The organism is Streptomyces sp. NPDC043996 (assembly GCF_056435225.1).
Map to the genome: position 1 here is coordinate 90559 of NZ_JBWKEY010000011.1, position 13969 is coordinate 104527.

Consider the following 13969-nt stretch of genomic DNA (forward strand, 5'->3'; position numbering starts at 1 on the left):
GAACCCCTCCCTCCCAGCGCGTGGCACCCCCCCCCCCCTTCCTAGACTCCCGTTTCCCCCCCCTTCCTCCCTCCCCCCCCCCCCCACCCCCTCCCCCCCCCCCCCGCCGCCGTCTGCCACGATGCGCGCGTGATCCTCTCTCATGACGTGACCGGTCCCGCTGAGGGCCCCGCCGTGGTCCTGCTGCACTCCTCGGTCTGCGACCGCCGCATGTGGGAGCCGCAGTGGCGCCCCCTGGCCGACGCCGGGTTCCGCGTGGTCCGCGCCGACTTCCGCACCTGCGGCCAGTCGCCCGCGGGCACCCGGCCGTACTCCGACGACGGCGACGTCGTGGACCTGATGGACGCCCTGGGCCTCGACCGGGCCGCCCTCGTGGGTTCCTCCTACGGCGGCCGCGTGGCCCTGCGCGTCGCCGCGCTGCACCCGCCGCGGGTCACCGCCCTCGCGCTGCTGTGCGCGGGCCGCCCCGGGCAGGAGTCCGGGCCGCAGGGCGAGGCCTTCGACGAGGCCGAGGAGGCCCTCCTTGAGGCGGGGGACCTGGACGGCGCGGCCGCCCTGAACGCACGCACCTGGCTCGGCCCCGAGGCCGACGACGCGGTCCGGGCGCTGGTGACGCGCATGCAGCGGGAGAACTTCGCACACTGGTACACCGCGCTCGAGGCGGGCCGCGACGGCACGGTGCGGGACCCGGGCGAGCACGAACTGCCCGAGCCCGACATCGACCTGGGCGCGGTCACCGCACCGGCCCTCGCCGTCGGCGGCGCCCACGACCTGGCCGACTTCCGGGAGACAGCGGCGGCACTGCCCGGACTCCTGCCCCGGGCCCGCCACGTGGAACTGCCCTGGGCGGGCCATCTGCCCTCCCTGGAACGCCCGGCGGAGACCACCGCCCTGCTCCTCGACTTCCTGTGCGCGGAGCACGGCCGGGGCGACGCCTGACCCTTGAGCTGGTGACCGTGCCCGCGCGCGGGCTCAGGCGCGGCAGCGCAGCGTCACCAGCGGGGGGTTGGCCATGAGGTCCGCCCAGAAGTCCGCGCCGTACGCGCGCACGCCCGCGTCCGACACCTCCAGCGGAACCCAGGTCACGTCGCTGAACCCGGCCGTCTCCAGGCACTGTTCGTAGACGTCGCGGCGCGGGCAGGCGCCGACGAAGGAGATCGGCGGGTCGAGCAGCGCGGTGACCCGCACCCGCGGCCCGGTCTCGATCTCGTCACCGGTCGCCTCGCAGAGGAAGCCGTACTTGGCCAAGGACGGCCCGTCGAAGCGGTAGTCGGGCCGCTGCGCGAGCACGAAGAACTCGGCACCGGGCTCCAGGCTCCGGTGCACATGGCGGCACATGCGCTCCATGGCGGCGATGTCCGGCGCGTAGTTCAGCAGCTGGACCCCGAGCGCGACGTCGAAGCGCCGCTCCAGGGGCCGCAGTTCGGCCACGTCACCCACCTCGTAGCGCACCCCCAGCGGATCGCGGTCCTCGAACGCCCGCGCCGCGGCGACCATTTCACTGGAGATGTCGACGCCGAGCACGTCCGTGGCCCCGCGTCGTTTGAACTCCCTGCTGTAGAAGCCGGTGCCCGAGGCCAGGTCGAGGACCGACTTGCCGCGCACGTCCCCGACCAGGGCCAGGAAGCCGGGCACCTCCACGTAGTGCGCCAGCGGCAGGGACTTGAAGCCCTCGAACGCCTCACCGATCTCGTCGTACTGCTGCACGCTCACCGTGCCGCCCTCCCGTTGCGTCGACGTCGGCCCCGGGCACGCCGCGGCCTGTGGCGGGCAGTCTTCCCGTACCGCGGCGGGCCGTCGTACTGGCGGAAGCCACAAAGATCCGCACCGCCTCCCGGCCTCCTGTACGACGGGAGCGCGCGCCCCGGGCCCGGGGCGAAGGCCCGTGCCAGGCAGCGCTCGCCGGTGTCGGCGGGGTGCGGATCAGGGGCCGAAGCGGTCCAGCGGCACGTGCGTGACCGCCAGGGACGCCGCCGCGGCCGCGAAGCCGAGGACCGCCCCTGCCGCGACGTCGCCGGGGTAGTGCACGCCCGTGTGGACGCGGGAGTAGCCGACGGCGGCCGCGAGGGCCCCGAGCGGCACCGCCGCCACCGGGAGCACGATGCCCACGGCCGTGGCGAAGGCGGTCGCCGACGCCGTGTGGCCGGAGGGGAAGGACGCCGACCGCGGCATCGGCACGTGCCGGTCCACGACGACCCGGGCCCGCTCCCGGTCGGGCCGCCCGCGGCGCACCATGCGCTTGCCGAACAGGTTCGCCGCCACCGAGGCGAGGGCGACGGCGCCGACCCCGGCGAGCGCGGCGCGTCGCGGGCGGCCCGGCGCGAGGGCGAGGCCCGCCGCGACGGCGAGGGAGATCTTCGAGTGGTCGGCCGCGTGCGAGAGGCGCCGCAGGGCCCGGTCCAGCGTGGGCGTGGGGGTGGCGGCGACGGCCGCGTACAGGGCGCCGTCGATCGCGCGGAGGTCCCGGAGCACGGTGTTCCCGCCGACGGGCTCGCCAGCGTCCTGGGCAGGGGCCTGGCCGCAGCCGTGGTCCGCGTGGACGTCGGAGCCGTGGTCAGCCATGGGCCTGTCCCTCCGGGGTTCGCTCGGGGCGGCCGACGGCGAGGTCGACGAGCCGCCGCCAGTTCACGGGCGGTGCGGGGGCCACGACGCCCGGACGGTCGCGCGGCACCAGGACCCGCAGTGCGCCCGGGCGGAGCGTGCACACGACCGGCGTGGGCATCCGCAGCGCCTCGCCGTCCACGGCCACGGGGATCTCGTCCGCGTCGGAGGTCACCTCGACCCGCCGCGCGGTCATGACGGTCAGGCCCGTGGACTGCGAGCCCCGCACGGCCAGGTCCGCGGCCTGCGCGGCGCCCTCGACGCGCAGGCCGAGCACTCCCAGTTCGCCGCCGTCGAGCCGGGGCCTGCGGGCGCTGACCGTGAGTTCCTCGGCCGTGCCGTACGGGTTGTTGCTGACCAGCAGGGCCTGCTGCGAGGCGAGCGCGGTGGCGTCGGCCCGCGCGTCGAGGCGCCGGACCCCTTCGCCGACCAGCAGGTCCGGCATGAGGTTCAGCGCCGTGCCCGCCTTGTCGTCGCGGTACTCCGGGCGCTGTACGACGTCGGCGTACACCCCGAAGGAGACCGTGTTGACGAAGGCGCGGCCCGCGACGTCGCCGAGGTCGACCCGGAGTTCCTCGCCGTCGGCCAGGGCGGCGAGGCAGCGCGCCGGGTCGGTGCGGTCGAGGCCGAGGTCCATGGCGAAGTGGTTGCGGGTGCCCGCACTAACCACGAGGAACGGCAGGTCGTGCTCGGCGGCGACCGCCGCGACCAGGGCCTGGGTGCCGTCGCCGCCCGCCACGCCGAGCAGGTCGGCGCCGTCGGCCACCGCCTGGCGGGCCAGCGCGGCCACGTCGGCCGGTTGCGACGGGTCGAGCAGGATCACGCGCGCGCCGAGCTCCTCCGCCCGCTCGACGAGGCCGAAGCGGCCGACCTTCCCGTCGCCGGACTTCGGGTTCATGATGAGGACCGGCCGCCGGGGCCGGGGCGCGGCGATCGCCCGCCGCCGCTTCGGAGCCGACCCGCGCAGCGCGGCCCGGGCACAGGCCAGCGTCACCACCCAGCACAGGATCAGGACGAGGGCCGCAAGCCACAGGCCGTCGTGTGCGAACAGCACCAGGAGCGCGACCGGCGCGGCGATCGCGACGAGCGCCCCGGCGAGGCGCACCGCGCCACGGTGCGCCAGGAACCACCAGACGCCCGCGGCGCACACGACGAGGCCGAGCAGCCCGGCCCCGAGGATCAGCAGCCCGCCCTCCCGCAGCGCCAGGGCCAGCACCACCACGGCGCCGACCACCGCGAGGAGGGCCAGGCGCGCGAGCAGCCGCGCGCCCGCTCCCGTGCCGGAGCCCGTCGTCCGCGCCCTGTCCGTGAACCGTCCTGCCACGCCGTGGCCCACCTCTCCGTCTGGCCCGGGGCTCCACGCCTGGTCCGGGCACCATCCTGCGTACTCCCGCGCCGGGGAGCACCCCGGCCGGGTCGTGCGGGTGAGCCGCGGGACCCGGCGCCGCCCTGTGGTGCCGCATGGTTCCCGCGGGTGCCAGGAGCGTGCCATCCAGCGCGCCCAGTGGTGCTACCAGGGGGCAGCGACCCCGCCCGGAACGACTCTCTCCGTCAGGAAGCGAAGCCGTGGCACGCCGCTGACCTGCGTGTTCGTGACCCCTGCCATCCTGTGGCGCCAAGGGTGGCACCAGTGGTGCCACAAATGGCTCGCAATGGCGCCATGCGTGTGCCATGATGACGCATGAGCGGCGCGCCCCTCGGTCTCACCGGCCGGGGGCGCGCGCTTCACGGAGTCAGCGATTAAAAGGGGTCGGATCATGGAGACAGCGCAGAGCGAGCAGCAGGCGGCACCGGGCGCCTTCACCGCCTTCGCCCGCTTCGTGCTCTGCGGCGGCGGCGTGGGTCTTGCCTCCAGCTTCGCCGTGGCGGCCCTCGCCTCCTGGCTTCCCTGGGCCCTGGCCAACGCCCTGATCACCGTGGTCTCCACGCTCCTCGCCACCGAGCTGCACGCCCGCTTCACCTTCGGCGCGGGCGGGCGCGCGACCTGGCGCCAGCACACGCAGTCCGCCGGGTCCGCGGCCGCCGCGTACGCGGTGACCTGCGTGGCGATGGCCGTCCTCCAGCAGCTGGTGGCGTCGCCCGGCGCGGTGCTCGAGCAGGCCGTCTATCTGTCCGCCTCCGCGCTCGCCGGTGTCGCGCGGTTCGTGGTGCTTCGCCTCGTGGTCTTCGCGCGGAACCGCTCGCGGGCCGCCGCCGCCCGCCCCGTGCCCGCCACCCTGGCCCGCACCTCGGCCCCGGCCGACCCCAAGGCCCTGTGCCGCGCCGCCTGACCGCCGCGCCCCCGGGGCGCGCCGAGGCCATCCGCCGCCCCTCCCGAACCGTGTCGGGGTGGGCGGCGCTCCGCGTCCGGGCGTCCGGCGGCCACCGCCCCCGCGCGATCAGCCGGTGGCGCTCCCGAACCACCTGGGCAGGTGCTCCAGCAGGTCCCGCTGCTCCTCGCCCGCCCAGACGATGTGACCGTCGGGCCGCAGCAGCAGCGCGGGCACGTCGAGGTTCTCGCTCGGGTCGACGGGGTCGGTGACGTGGTCGACGCGGTCCGCCCAGCCGTCGACGGAGAGCCGTCCCGTCTGGTCCAGGAGCAGGCCGCGGCCGCCGTGCGTCAGCTCGTAGAGCCGCCCGTGCTTCAGCTTGACGTCCCGCATCCGGCGCCCGAGCAGCTCGTGGCCCTCGCCGACGTCGTACCGGATGTCGACCGCGGTGATGATCCCGGTGACGAACCGGTTCACCTCCTCGAAGTCCATGAGCTTCGAGAAGAGCTCCCGCAGCGCGGTGGGGCCCGGTTCGGTGCCGAGGAGGGTGATCTGCGCCCGGGTGTTGTCCAGCACGCTTGCGCCCACGGGGTGCCGTTCGGAGTGGTAGGTGTCGAGCAGCCCATGCGGCGCCCAGCCGTTCACCTCCGCGGCGAGCTTCCAGCCGAGGTTGAAGGCGTCCTGCACGCCGAGGTTCATGCCCTGCCCGCCCGTCGGCGGATGGATGTGGGCCGCGTCCCCGGCCAGCAGGACCCGGCCGTCCCGATAGCGTTCGGCCTGCCGCGTGGCGTCCCCGAACCGGGACAGCCAGCGCGGGGAGCGCACACCGAAGTCGGTGCCCGCCACCGCCCGCAGCCGCTCCTTGAACTCCTCCAAGGACGGGGTGGCCGCGCGGTCCTCGGACACGCCCGCCGCGGGCACGATGATGCGGTAGAGCCCCTCGTTGCCGTCGACGTCGGCGATCGCGCCGAACCGCAGCTGGGTCTTGCGGACCTCCTCGACGACGGCGGCGATCGTCGCCGCGTCCGTGGTCACCTCCATGTCGCCGAGCAGGGTCTCCACGGTGGCGGGCTCCCCGGGGAAGCCGATGCCGAGCAGCTTGCGCACCGTGCTGCGGCCGCCGTCGCACCCCACGACGTAGCGAGCGCGCAGGCTCGTGCCGTCCGCGAGGCCGACGCTGACCCCGTCCTGGTCCTGGTCGACCGCGACCACCTCGCAGCCCCGCCGCAGCTCCACGCCGAGTTCGGCGGCGCGCTCGGTCAGCAGCCGCTCGGTGACCGGCTGCGGGGTGGCGAGACCGTACGGGTGGGACGTGTCGAGGTGCTCCGGCCAGGGCTTGGCGATCCCGCCGAAGAGGCCACCGGCCTGAAAGGTGTCACTGACGGCGAGGAACCGGTCCAGGAGTCCGCGCTGGTCCATCATCTCGACGCTGCGTACGTGCAGACCGCGTCCGCGCGACTGGGAGGTCGGTTCGGTGAGCTTCTCCAGTACGACCACTCGCACGTCGTGCAGCCGCAGCTCACCAGCCAGCATCAGGCCGGTCGGACCGCCGCCGACCACGATTACGTCGATCATCAAAGTTCCGTTTCCGCAGGTGGTGGCTTCGGTGGGAGATTCTGCGGCATGCCCCGGGCCTTGCCGCAAGCCCCCCGGTGCGCTATAAGTTGAGAGTGGCAAGGAGCGTCTGACCTCCTTGCCTTTCGCATGTGCGGGGCCTTCTGGCCTTCGCGTGTGCGGGCCCTTCTCCGGCCCGCCGGCCCGCCGGCCCGGCGGCCGCCTCGCGCGTCAACTCCGCGGTTCCACAGGTGAACTGACCACCCGCCATATTGACATGATCATGAACCATGATGAGCCTGGCGTTCGCGCACAGACGTGCCGGACCACTGCAAGGGGGGCTCATGAGACGAACAACCCGGGCGAGATCGATCCTCGCGGCAGGCGCACTCCTCGTCGGCGGACTCGCGGCCGCGCCACTCGCCCAGGCGAGCGGCCCCGCCGAGGCCACGGCGGACGACGACACGGCGGCCGTGAAGGTCTACCGGGCCGACGTCACCAAGAAACAGCTGCCGATCGTCCTTAAGGCGGGCCAGGACGCGCACGAACTCGCCGGGAAGGTGCCCGACCGCGGCACCGGCCGCGTCGAGCTGTATCTGACCGAAGCCCAGGCCGATGCGGTCGAGCGCCAGGGCATCGAGCTGCGCGAGCACCGGGTCTCCACGGCCGCGAAGAAGCGCGTCCAGGCCGCGGGGGACGGCGTCTACCGCCCCTACAGCGGCAAGGGCGGCCTCCAGGAGGAGATCGTCAAGACCGCGCGCGCCCACCCCGGCCTCACCAAGGTCGTCTCCATCGGCAAGACCGTGCGGGGCAAGGACATCCTCGCGCTGAAGCTGTCCAAGGGCGCGGCGAAGTCCAAGGACGGCTCCAAGCCCGCCACGCTCTACCTGTCCAACCAGCACGCCCGCGAGTGGATCACCCCTGAGATGACCCGCCGCCTGCTGCACCACTACCTCGACAACTACGGCAAGGACAAGCGGATCACCAAGCTCGTGAACTCCACTGAGCTGTGGTTCGTGCTCTCCGCCAACCCCGACGGCTACGACTTCACACATGCCGCCGACGGCGAGCGCCAGTGGCGCAAGAACCTGCGCGACATCGACGGCGACGGCCGCACCACCCCGGGCGACGGCGTCGACCTCAACCGCAACTTCGCCTACAAGTGGGGTTACGACAACGAGGGTTCGTCCCCGAACCCGTCGTCGGAGACCTACCGCGGCGCGAGCCCGATGTCCGAGCCCGAGACACGGGCCCTCGACCGCTTCCAGAAGCGCATCGGATTCGCGTACGCGATCAACTACCACTCGGCCGCCGAACTGATCCTGTACGGGGTGGGCTGGCAGGTCGCCACGCCCACGCCCGACGACGTGCTCTACAAGTCCCTCGCGGGCACCCCTGAGAAACCCGCGATCCCCGGCTACCACCCGCAGGTCTCCTCCGAGCTGTACACCACCAACGGCGAGGCCAACGGCCACGGAGGAAACGTCAACGGCATCGCGATGTTCACGCCGGAGATGTCCACCTGCGAGACCGCGTCGAACATCGACCCCAACGACGCCTGGCGGCCCCAGGACTGCGCGTCCGTCTTCACCTTCCCCGACGACGAGAAGCTGATCCAGCAGGAGTTCGCGAAGAACGTGCCCTTCGCGCTCGCCGTCGCCGAGACCTCCCTGCGCCCGGACCGCCCGGTCTCCGTGCCCGGCGTCGACGCCCCCGACTTCACCCCCGACTCCTTCACCACGTCCTACGCGCGCGGCGCCGACCAGGAAGTCGCCGTCACCGCCCGCAAGTCGGTCCGCGACAAGCAGCTCCGCTACCGCGTCAACGGCGGCCGCGCGCACACCGGCGACCTCGCCCGCTGGAAGGGCGGCGAGACCTACGGCGGTGACGACAACCTCCACTTCGACCAGTACCGCGCCGAGGTCCAGGGAGCGCGCGTGGGCGACAAGGTCGAGGTGTGGTTCACCGGCCGCGCCAAGAAGGGCCGCACCGAGAGCGAGCACTTCACGTACACCGTCGCCGAACGCCCCAAGGCGAGCACGCTCGTCGTGGCGGAGGAGGGCGCCAACGCCACCCAGACCCAGGGTTACGTGGACGCCATCAAGGCGAGCGGGCGTACGGCCGCCGTCTGGGACGTCGCCAAGCAGGGCACCCCGCACCGCCTGGGCGTGCTTTCGCACTTCCGCGCGGTCGTGCACTACACCGGCGACCCCGTGCCCGGCGCACCCACCCAGCTGGCCCTGCGCTCCTACCTCAACGAGGGCGGCAAGCTGATCGAGTCCGGCGAGCGGGCGGGCGGCGACGTCGACCTCGGCGACGCCCTCACCGACGACTTCGCGCAATACTACCTCGGCGCCTACGACCGGCTCCCCGCGGCAGGCGCCCAGAACTTCACGGGCGGCGGCGCGCTCGCCGGCGCCGAGGGCCCGCTCGCGGCGGCCGACGGCAACCCGCTCGACAAGGCGGGCCGGTTCACCGTCACCTCCGACAGCCTGCCGGCCAAGCAGTTCCCGCAGTTCAAGAGCGCACCCGCGGGTACCTACCCCGGCCTCGCCAACCCCTTCGCGCCCTTCGCCGGGCAGGGCATGGCCGCGGCCACCCACTCCGACCGCGACTACAAGCGGCTCACCCGCACCCTCGACCTCACCGGCGTCACGGCCGCCGACAAGCCCGAGCTGCGCCTTGCCCTCAACTGGAGCCTGGAGACCGGCTTCGACCACGGCCTGATCGAGGCCCACACCGCGGGCGCCGACGACTGGACCACGCTCGCCGACCGCGGCGGCGCCTCGTCCACCGCCGTGCCCGCCCGGTGCTCGTCGGGCTCCCTGCTCAACAACCACCCGTTCCTGCGGCACTACCTGACGCGCGGCCCGGCGGGCTGCACGGCCACCGGCAGCAGCGGCTCCTGGAACACCTTCACCGGTTCCTCCGGCGGCTGGAAGCAGGTCGCCTTCGACCTCAGCGCCTACGCGGGCAAGAAGGTCGAGCTGTCGCTCAGCGCGGTCACCGACCCCTCCGACGGCGGGCGCGGACTCTTCGCGGACAACGCCCAACTCGTCGTCGGCGGCAGCGCGACCGAGACCGAGGGCTTCGAAGCCTCGCTCGGCTCCTGGTCGGTGGCCCCGCCCCCGGCCGGAAGTGTCACCATCGCGGGCGACTGGACCCGCACCGGCGAGCTCTACAGGCCGTACGCGGCGGTCACCACCCGCGACACCGTGCTGCTCGGCTTCGGCTTCGAACACGCCAGCGGAGCCGCCGGACGCGCCGCCCTGATGCGCGCCGCCCTGTCCCACCTGCGCGCCTGACACACCCGGCCAGGAGCGCCGTTCACCGATCCGCGCTCCCTGTGACGTCGGCCCCCAGGACCCCGGTCGGGTCCTGGGGGCCGACGCCGTCGCGCCAGGTCACCCGCGTGGGGAGAGGCGGTTCTCCAGGGCGCGGGGCAGCGGGTAGGCGCGCTCGGCGGGCAACAGCCGCTGGGCCTTGGCGGCGTGCCCGCTCTGCATGAGGGCGGCGGCCTTGCGGACCTGGGGGGTGAGGTCGGTGATGCCGACGATCCAGTCGTCGGTGAACGTGCGGATGAGGTGACGGCTGATGCCGACCTGGATGCTGTAGTGGTTCAGCGCCGCCCCGCGCGCGGAGCGCTCCGGGTCCCACTGGACGTGTACGGGCGCCTGCGCCACGGCCGCCGGGTCCGCGGTCGTGAGGACGGCCTGGGACAGGGCCTCCTCCCAGCCCTCGCGGCTGACGCGCACGGCGAGCACGCGTTCCTGGCCGGACTTGCGGGCCCAGTTGCTGCGGTGCATCAGCCACAGGAACGACGGCTTGATCCACGTCATCCGGTGGAACGAGAACGGCGCGACGAAGCGGCCCGCCCGTAGCGCGGCGTCAGCGATGACAGGCGAGTACGCCTGGTAGACCACGATCGAGCGGGCGTCGTAGTCAGCGCGAATCTCATACGGGAGTGCCATGCGCCGCACCCTGCCATCTGCCCCGCCGTCACAGCGAGTTATTTTCCCCGCCGCCCCACCGCCTCCAGGAGAGGGCCGCCCCGTGCGGGCGCGATCGCACGAGGCCGCCCGGGAGCCTCAGTTGAGTGGTGACTCAGCGGAAGGCGGCGATGTTGCGGGTGACCCAGTCGTGGAAGGAGCCGGGCGCGCGGCCGAGGACCCGTGCCACGTCCGGGCTGATCCGCAGTTCGGCGGGGTTCGGGGCGGCGATGATGTCCAGGGTGTCGTCGGCGAGTTCCGCGGGCACGAAGGCGGTCATGTGGGCCCTGGCCTCGTCGCGGGTGAGTTCGTGGAAGCGCAGCGGCGAGCCGAGCACGGCGGCGATGGCCTGCGCCTGCTGACGCGGCGTGATCACCTCAGGGCCGGTCAGCGTGTACACCCCGCCGGTGTGCCGGTCGTCCAGCAGGCAGGCCGCCGCGACCTCGGCGATGTCCACCGGGTCGACGACCGGGACGCCGACGTCACCGAAGGGCGCGGCGACCGTCCCTTGGGTACGGATGGGCTCCGCCCAGGCCAGGGCGTTGGAGGCGAAGCCGCCCGGGCGCAGGACGGCCCAGTCCATGCCGGACGCCCTCAACGCGTCCTCCAGCGCGCGCATCGCGATGCGGGTGGGGCCGAGCGGCCGGGTCGCCACGCCCTGCGAGGACAGCAGGACGACCCGGCGCACCCCGCTGGCGGCGGCCGCGTCGATGAGGTCGGCGGGCCTGGCGCCGGGGGCGTGCAGATCGCCGGAGAGCAGGAGGAACAGTGCCTTCGCGCCCTCGAACACGGGGGCGAGGCCCTGCGGCTCGGCCAAGTCGCCCACCGCGTGCCGGACCCCGTCGGGCACCGCCGCCGCGTGCCGCGACACCGCCGTCACTTGCTCGCCCGCCGCCGCCAGGGCCTGCGTCAGGGGTCGGCCCACATTGCCGGTAGCCCCGGTCACCACGATCATGTTCGGCTCCTCATCCGTTGTGGGTTAAGGACGTTGACGCTAGGAGCCGGGCTTACTTTCCGTAAGGACATACCCAGAGGTAAGCTCCCGACATGAAGGAAGGCGCGCAGCTGACAGCGGCCGAGGCGGGCCAGCGGTATGACGTGTTTCACACCGACTGCCCCGCGCGCGAGGTGGTCGACCACGTGACCAGCAGGTGGGGCGTCTGGGTGCTGATCTCCCTGCGGAACAACGACCTTCGGTTCTACGAGCTGCGCGACGGCATTCGGGGCATCAGCGAGAAGATGCTCGCCCAGACCCTGCGCGCGCTGGTCAAGGACGGCTTGGTCTGGCGCGAGGTCGAACCGACCACACCGCCCCAAGTGACGTACGGACTGACCGAGTTCGGCCAGCACGTCGGTGAGCCGCTGACGGACTTGTTCGACCGGATCACCGAGCGGCTGCCCGCGCGCGACGCCGGATAGCGCGGCAGCGGTCGGCCGCGATCAGCCGGTGGGCGCGTTGAAGGGGCCGGTGGCCGTACGCGCCGCCACCGGCCCGATCAGGGGAAGCCATGGAAGTGTCGGGGTGAGCTCCCGGTCCCGAGCCGGGAGCTCGTGGGCCGCTGGGGGCGGCGGGTTCGTGGGCGCGGGCTCTCAGTCGATGGGGATCGGCCTCTTGGCCCCCTCGGGTGTGAAACTGCAGATGGAGGGCGCCATCACGTGCTGCGCGTTGGTCCACCCCGCGCACCGGTAGCTGGAGTGGTTGTACCAGTCGTGGCCGAACTCGTGCGCCGCGAGCAGGGCCTGGTCGCCGACGCCGCCCATGAAGAGCGCGATGCGCTGTCCCCGGCCCCAGTTGCAGCCGACGATCCTGCCGCCTCCGCCGCAGTCGGTGATGTAGCTGTTGCGGCACTCCACCGGGGTGCCGCTGCCCTGGGTCCGGTCCAGGTTGGCCCAGGCGGCCGCGCCCCGGGCGATGGCCGCGGCGTGCTGGCCGCAGGAGGCCGTGAGGTAGTAGCTGCGGTCGGAGGGGACGGGCCAGCCGCCCGGTGGGGGCTCCATGGCCTGCTGGCCCGCGGTGGCGAGCCCTTGGAGTTGCTCCGCCGTGATCCCGTGGCCCTCGGCCGCGTCCTGGGACGCGGTGTCGTGGGGCGCGGTGACGGCGGGCGCGGCCGGTTGCTCCTGGGGGGAGGGGGTGGCCTGGGCGCCGGGGCCCACCAGGGCGATGGACAGGGCCGCCGCGGCCGTGACGACGAATCTCAGGAGCAGGTGTCGTCGCATGGTGCTCCTCCTGGTGTGGGGGGTCCGTACCGTTGTGGGGGGTCGCGGCAGCGCCGCTTGGTACGGGCCAACGGCGCTGCCTGGTAATAGAGTTCGCAGACGGGCGACCACAGAACAATCCGGGTATCGGTAGGTAGGCGTACCTAGAAAATGCGGGCGGCGCCGGGGCGGGCGTGCGGATTCGATGGCAGCACACGTGGTCCAGACCTATTGACCTGATTGGTCCATGCCAATAGCCTCCGAGCGAGGCTGTGATGTCACGGTCAGCAGACTCGACGCGCGACGGACGGCAGTACGCGCGGACGTGCCGTCCGACCACCCATCCGGAACCGACACTCGAGGGAGTCCCCTTGAGATCCCCCACTGTCAGACGTCTTCCGCAACGGGCCGCGACGGCGCTCGCCTGCCTGGTCCTGCCGCTCACCGCCCTGGCCGGACCCGCGCGGGCCGCGGACACCGCCGCGCCCACCACCGGCGACGGCCGCGCGCCCGGCTTCGTCCAGGCCGCGCCCTACCTCTACCTGGGCTGGGGCAACCCGCCGAGCGCCACCGACGTGATGCGGGCGACCGGCATCAAGTGGTACACGATGGCGTTCATCCTCGCCCGCGACGGCTGCAACCCCGCCTGGGACAGCCAGCGCCCCCTCACCGGCGGCGTGGACGAGACCACCATCAAGTCGATCCGCGCGGCCGGAGGCGACATCGTCCCCTCCATCGGCGGCTGGAGCGGCAACAAGCTCGGCCCCAACTGCTCGACGCCGCAGGCCCTCGCGGGCGCGTACCAGAAGGTCATCGACGCCTACCGGCTCAAGGCGGTCGACGTAGACATCGAGAACACCGATGAATTCGAGAGCCCGGCGGTCCAGGACCGCATCCTCGGCGCCCTGAAGATCGTCAAGCAGAACAACCCGGGCCTGAGGACGATCCTCACCTTCCCCACGCTCAACACCGGACCGAACTCGTGGGGCAACCGCCTCATCGAGCGGTCCAGGGCCCTTCAGGCCGACATCGACAACTTCACGATCATGCCGTTCAACTTCGGCGGCCACGCCGACATGTACGGCAACACCGTGAAGTCCACCGAGGGCCTGAAGAACAAGCTCAAGTCCGTGTACGGATGGACCGACGCCGAGGCCTACGCGCACATCGGCATCTCCGGCATGAACGGCAACAGCGACGTCGGCGAGGTCACCACGCCGCAGATCTGGACCCAGATCCGCGACTGGGCCAACGCCCATCACATCGGCAGGCTGTCCTTCTGGGCGGTCAACCGCGACCGTCCGTCCTGGCAGTTCACCTCCATCACCGCCGGTTTCACCGGCTGACCACCGAGACCGCTCCCCAACGACGGCGCCCCCG

General features: G+C 73.0%; 11 protein-coding genes and 1 pseudogene. 5 read left to right on the top strand and 7 right to left on the bottom strand.

From position 1 onward, the window contains the following. The first annotated feature begins 129 nt into the window (after positions 1-129). Positions 130-939, top strand: a complete 810-nt coding sequence (locus AC07A4_RS27425) for an alpha/beta fold hydrolase (protein WP_478603270.1) — start codon at positions 130-132, stop codon at positions 937-939. Between the two features lie 33 nt (positions 940-972). Here the strand turns inward: AC07A4_RS27425 and AC07A4_RS27430 are convergent, their stop codons facing one another. From AC07A4_RS27430 to AC07A4_RS27440, 3 genes are all read right to left on the bottom strand, one after another. Continuing rightward, positions 973-1713 carry a class I SAM-dependent methyltransferase gene (locus AC07A4_RS27430; RefSeq protein WP_478603272.1) on the bottom strand — a complete coding sequence of 247 codons (741 nt, stop codon included), beginning with the start codon at positions 1711-1713 and terminating at the stop codon, positions 973-975. A gap of 210 nt (positions 1714-1923) precedes the next feature. After that, on the bottom strand, positions 1924-2562 hold the full coding sequence (locus AC07A4_RS27435) for a phosphatase PAP2 family protein (RefSeq protein WP_478603274.1): 639 nt from the start codon (positions 2560-2562) through the stop codon (positions 1924-1926). Continuing rightward, positions 2555-3925, bottom strand: coding sequence for a diacylglycerol/lipid kinase family protein (locus AC07A4_RS27440; protein WP_478603277.1), 1371 nt, complete (start codon positions 3923-3925; stop codon positions 2555-2557). The genes AC07A4_RS27435 and AC07A4_RS27440 overlap by 8 nt, the downstream gene beginning before the upstream one ends. Positions 3926-4358: 433 nt before the next feature. Between AC07A4_RS27440 and AC07A4_RS27445 the strand changes: the two genes are divergently transcribed. Further along, the gene (locus tag AC07A4_RS27445; RefSeq protein ID WP_478603278.1) at positions 4359-4871 is read left to right on the top strand and encodes a GtrA family protein; all 513 of its coding nucleotides are present in this window, start codon (positions 4359-4361) and stop codon (positions 4869-4871) included. 108 nt (positions 4872-4979) lie between these two features. On the opposite strand, the gene rox is transcribed toward AC07A4_RS27445, so the two are convergent. Next, positions 4980-6425 (bottom strand): rifampin monooxygenase, encoded by a 1446-nt coding sequence (gene rox, locus AC07A4_RS27450; RefSeq protein WP_478603281.1) that lies wholly within the window; start codon positions 6423-6425, stop codon positions 4980-4982. Between the two features lie 323 nt (positions 6426-6748). Here rox and AC07A4_RS27455 point away from each other — a divergent pair, with 323 nt between their 5' ends. Continuing rightward, positions 6749-9709 carry a M14 family metallopeptidase gene (locus AC07A4_RS27455; RefSeq protein WP_478603283.1) on the top strand — a complete coding sequence of 987 codons (2961 nt, stop codon included), beginning with the start codon at positions 6749-6751 and terminating at the stop codon, positions 9707-9709. Positions 9710-9808: 99 nt separating this feature from the next. Here the strand turns inward: AC07A4_RS27455 and AC07A4_RS27460 are convergent, their stop codons facing one another. Both AC07A4_RS27460 and AC07A4_RS27465 read right to left on the bottom strand, forming a co-directional pair. Beyond that, a complete protein-coding gene (locus tag AC07A4_RS27460) occupies positions 9809-10375 on the bottom strand; it encodes a DUF4291 domain-containing protein (protein ID WP_478603285.1) in 567 nt (188 codons plus the stop codon). 133 nt (positions 10376-10508) lie between these two features. Then, a complete protein-coding gene (locus AC07A4_RS27465; protein ID WP_478603287.1) occupies positions 10509-11348 on the bottom strand; it encodes an SDR family oxidoreductase in 840 nt (279 codons plus the stop codon). Between the two features lie 92 nt (positions 11349-11440). Here AC07A4_RS27465 and AC07A4_RS27470 point away from each other — a divergent pair, with 92 nt between their 5' ends. Continuing rightward, positions 11441-11812 (top strand): winged helix-turn-helix transcriptional regulator, encoded by a 372-nt coding sequence (locus AC07A4_RS27470; protein WP_478603290.1) that lies wholly within the window; start codon positions 11441-11443, stop codon positions 11810-11812. A 171-nt stretch (positions 11813-11983) separates the two neighbouring features. On the opposite strand, the gene AC07A4_RS27475 is transcribed toward AC07A4_RS27470, so the two are convergent. After that, entirely contained in the window at positions 11984-12610 is a 627-nt protein-coding gene (locus tag AC07A4_RS27475) for a hypothetical protein (protein ID WP_478603293.1), read from the bottom strand. A 479-nt stretch (positions 12611-13089) separates the two neighbouring features. On the opposite strand from AC07A4_RS27475, the pseudogene AC07A4_RS27480 reads away from it, so the two are divergent. Next, a pseudogene (locus AC07A4_RS27480) lies at positions 13090-13935 on the top strand (chitinase); the annotation flags it as partial. Positions 13936-13969 lie beyond the last annotated feature (34 nt).

Bases quoted from the DNA above. Each gene is read 5' to 3' on its own strand.
- AC07A4_RS27435 (WP_478603274.1), bottom strand. From the start codon at position 2,562: ATGGCTGACCACGGCTCCGACGTCCACGCGGACCACGGCTGCGGCCAG.
- AC07A4_RS27465 (WP_478603287.1), bottom strand. From the start codon at position 11,348: ATGATCGTGGTGACCGGGGCTACCGGCAATGTGGGCCGACCCCTGACG.
- rox (WP_478603281.1), bottom strand. From the start codon at position 6,425: ATGATCGACGTAATCGTGGTCGGCGGCGGTCCGACCGGCCTGATGCTG.
- AC07A4_RS27475 (WP_478603293.1), bottom strand. From the start codon at position 12,610: ATGCGACGACACCTGCTCCTGAGATTCGTCGTCACGGCCGCGGCGGCC.
- AC07A4_RS27460 (WP_478603285.1), bottom strand. From the start codon at position 10,375: ATGGCACTCCCGTATGAGATTCGCGCTGACTACGACGCCCGCTCGATC.
- AC07A4_RS27455 (WP_478603283.1), top strand. From the start codon at position 6,749: ATGAGACGAACAACCCGGGCGAGATCGATCCTCGCGGCAGGCGCACTC.
- AC07A4_RS27470 (WP_478603290.1), top strand. From the start codon at position 11,441: ATGAAGGAAGGCGCGCAGCTGACAGCGGCCGAGGCGGGCCAGCGGTAT.
- AC07A4_RS27445 (WP_478603278.1), top strand. From the start codon at position 4,359: ATGGAGACAGCGCAGAGCGAGCAGCAGGCGGCACCGGGCGCCTTCACC.